Source organism: Providencia sp. M-27 (genome assembly GCF_011077905.1).
Classification (GTDB): Bacteria; Pseudomonadota; Gammaproteobacteria; order Enterobacterales; family Enterobacteriaceae; genus Providencia; species Providencia huaxiensis.
Map to the genome: position 1 here is coordinate 1 of NZ_JAALBT010000046.1, position 3593 is coordinate 3593.

Consider the following 3593-nt stretch of genomic DNA (forward strand, 5'->3'; position numbering starts at 1 on the left):
AGCCGGAATTTCGTTTTCCGGTACGTTTTACTACCACAATTTGCCTGTTTATCCTTTCGGAGACCGGGCTAAGTCCGAGTCAATCAAGTGGTGCATTTGAGTTAATGTCGTTGAATGGTTTTAAGGAAGTAGTGACAAGCTAGCTTCCCATTGCTAAGATTGGATTGTCGAGGTCTAATCGAAGCAACGAATGCACGCGAATTAGATTAGCAGAGCCGAAGTGATGTCACAATCATTTCGGCTCTGCACCTTCTAGAGTTTATAAAAAAATCCTTTATGTTTTCAAATCGCAACGCTCGCCGCAAGGCGTGAACTTGTTTCACGTCGAGGAAGCGGAATTTCCCGAAAGCCTTATACTATCTCCGTTCACACATCATCGGAGGGGATCTCTATGTCTCAATTATTTCGTTTGGCATCGCCAGCAGATTACGAATACATCGAAGAATTAAATTTATGGGAATTGTCATTTGATAAGCGACCCGTGCAGGGCGTTCGTTGTGAAGATCCGATGATCGGGGCGGAAAAATATAATCAAGGGCGTGAAAAATTTAAGGCGTTAGCGTCACGGCACAAAAAACGCTGGAAACCGAACGGATTGACCTTTTCGGAGTTGATCCGCTGGGCAATAGAGTGCGGAACCTCCGAACAATGTCAGCTTGTTTTAGCGTTATATCATTGTACAAACGATGATGACTATCAGGCGATGGGGATTCAGTTAAGCCGAAGTATTGATAATGCAAATGTCAGTCCGATCATCTTTTTCACGGGTAAAAATCAACGGTTATTAGGTGATATTTCGATGCTAAAACAGCTCGAAGAAAAGGTGCGCTGACGTTAGGTTTACCTATTATTTTATGTATTATCCTATCTATTATTCTATCTCTTATTTTATCTATTTCGTCTGTAATAGGTAGAATAATACATAGAATAAGATACAAAATAAGAGATAGACACAAGATGACGTTGTGTTGTTTCTTACCCATTAATCCACCCGTTATTCTACCTATTACTTTACCCGTTATTGCACCCAATTTAGGTATAACGGGCAGAATAACGATTAAAATAATGGGTAAAATCATAGTTTTACTAACTTACACCCCATGATACTTTCAGTATCAATGCCACTCATTTTCTGGACGAAAATGAATGACATAAGGCTCCGCCCTCTGGCTATTTTCTTCGGCTGGACGCCTGCGAAAAAAGCCATTCACCCAAGCCCGTCAAACTCACTGCGTTCGTCTGACCACCCCCTTTTTTCGCCCCTATATTTGGTCGCTCAAAAATGTGGTGGTCAGACGCTTCGCTTGACGGGGGGCTTTGCCCCCAAAACGAAAAACGTTCACTGGGGTTCACTTGCCATCGCTGGGGCGTGTCATTTCGTTTCGGCTCCCCCTGTTTTTCCCTTTCTTCGCTGGACGCTCATCAGGAGAAAAACAAAAAGCCTACCGCCCTCGTTTCACTCAGTTGGTCAAATCGCTTCTTGCCACAAAACAAGTTTGTGACTTTCAGCGATTTCGCATCGTTTTACTTGTCAGTTTGCATGATGTTAAAAACGCACTCAGAAGCTCGCAAAACCGTTCTAAACTTTCAGCGTGGATTTGGGTGTTTTATAGGGTGATCGTGTCTTAAAATCGTTTTGAGGGGCTTTAATGGGGATGAACGGGCGGTTTTCGCTAACTAACTCGCCCGTTTAACATAAAAGGGATTATAAGAACGTAAATTTGATCTCAATATTAAATATTTATCTCCTAATGCGCCAATTCCCCCCTTCTCCCTTACAACCCTCTACTTGGATAACAGGGATAACCGTGATAACCAAGATAACGGTGATAACTGGGATAACGTAGATTTTGAAATAAACATATTAAAATCAAATTCTTGCGGAAGTTTTGTGTAATATATATTGCACTTCAATATTTAAGTTGTAATTTATATTTCTTCTGGAGTGCGGTTTTGACTGTTGTTTGATTGCTAGTTTTTCAATTGGGTATTTTATTAACTCATTGATTTTTAAGTATTTAATTGTATTATGGGTTGTATTAAGGAGATTTGTTATGTCTAAATTGTCAGTAGCAATTGGTAAGAAAAAACAAGATGAAAAACGTTTGGCGATAAGGAACCAAGTATGGGGTGATGAAATTGAATCTTTATCGTTATGGGAGAAAGAAGTTTATAAGGGTTTTGCTTCTGTACCGAGAACATTACCTCAGTTATCAAGAATTATGGATAAATTTTCAGGGAAAGGATTTCCTGTGTCGACTACATATTTATCATTACTCTGTAATGTTTTTAGTCATAGTTTTATTGAAATAAAAGAGAAAAAAAGATTTGCATTTGAATCTGGGTTTTCTGGTCAACGGGCTTTAACTGCTTGGCATGGACGCATGAGGAAGCTTGAGTCTATGGGGTTCATTAAATCTAAATTAGGTATGTATGATGAATTTAGTTACGTTCTTATTTTAGATCCTTTTCATGCAGTAGAGGAGCTATATAAGGATATGGAAAAAGATGAACTTTATTATGGGCTTATTAGTAGAATGTCTGACGTGGGGACTGTTGTGTAATGGATTTGATTGATAGCAGTACTCTTACTGAGGGGGTGATGTCAGCTAAAACAACAAAGAATTCTTTAATAAAAAATCCATTAACAGGTGATGTTTCATTTGGTCGGATACCCCCCAATAACTCAAACATAATAGAGGGTGATATATATTTAAAATTAGGTGATGTAGGTTTTGGTCGTGAGAGACGTGGAGGATATGGAGCAAGGCATATTTGGGATAAGCACAAGCGGGATTTAGCAATAAATTCACCAGAAGAAATTGCTTTGGTTATTTGTAATATTCTACAGGGAGGTGTTGATGTATTTGTTGATTTTTCAGCATCAATAACTAGACCTGTTATCTTAAATTCGGCTATAGGCCGTGTTGTTATTGAGAAAAAAAATATTGGAGGTAGTTGCGCTTATTCGATTATTTCAGCATATGGAAGCAGGGTGGCAAAAGGAACGCTAATAGGTAATTTATTACCACCTATATAGGTAATTAGTTAGGTTGATAGCTCGTGGCTTCTCTTTAGCTCTTAGGGGTCAGAGAACATATTCATATATGAATATGTGGCTATCAGCAAGCTATCCCAGTTAAGCTTGGTGACTACGCATTAGAAAACTAGTTCTGGGTTGTTTTCTAAAGAAGCCCTTTCACATAACAGATCATGCTCCAGGTCCCTTCATTTGTCAAATTTAAGTAAAAAAAACCTATATGCCCCAATGTGGTACTAATCAAAAACGGAGCGAAGCGACAGCGTCATCTTGTCTTTGCTTTTCTCCATGATCGGTTCTTGGGTCATGGCTTCTTAGCTCGCTAATCTGGCTAAGTCTGGTTAAGTTGGGCTTCTTTTGACACTTCGCAATCCAAGAAATCCCTAGTCCGTTGATTGGTGCTCTTATCAGGTACGCACTGTAATCTTTCGATACCGCAGCGTGATTCGGAGGCAGAGCCGGAATTTCGTTTTCCGGTACGTTTTACTACCACAATTTGCCTGTTTATCCTTTCGGAGACCGGGCTAAGTCCGAGTCAATCAAGTGGTGCATT

3 protein-coding genes are annotated in these 3593 nt (G+C 39.6%); all 3 read left to right on the forward strand.

Features of this window, described 5'->3' with window-relative positions; genetic code table 11:
* Positions 1 to 391: 391 nt before the first annotated feature.
* The gene (locus G6Q48_RS21755; protein ID WP_166268376.1) at positions 392 to 832 is read left to right on the forward strand and encodes a hypothetical protein; all 441 of its coding nucleotides are present in this window, start codon (positions 392 to 394) and stop codon (positions 830 to 832) included.
* A gap of 1222 nt (positions 833 to 2054) precedes the next feature.
* On the forward strand, positions 2055 to 2564 hold the full coding sequence (locus G6Q48_RS21760; protein ID WP_166268378.1) for a hypothetical protein: 510 nt from the start codon (positions 2055 to 2057) through the stop codon (positions 2562 to 2564).
* On the forward strand, positions 2564 to 3040 hold the full coding sequence (locus tag G6Q48_RS21765; protein WP_166268380.1) for a hypothetical protein: 477 nt from the start codon (positions 2564 to 2566) through the stop codon (positions 3038 to 3040). The genes G6Q48_RS21760 and G6Q48_RS21765 overlap by 1 nt, the downstream gene beginning before the upstream one ends.
* Positions 3041 to 3593: the final 553 nt, after the last annotated feature.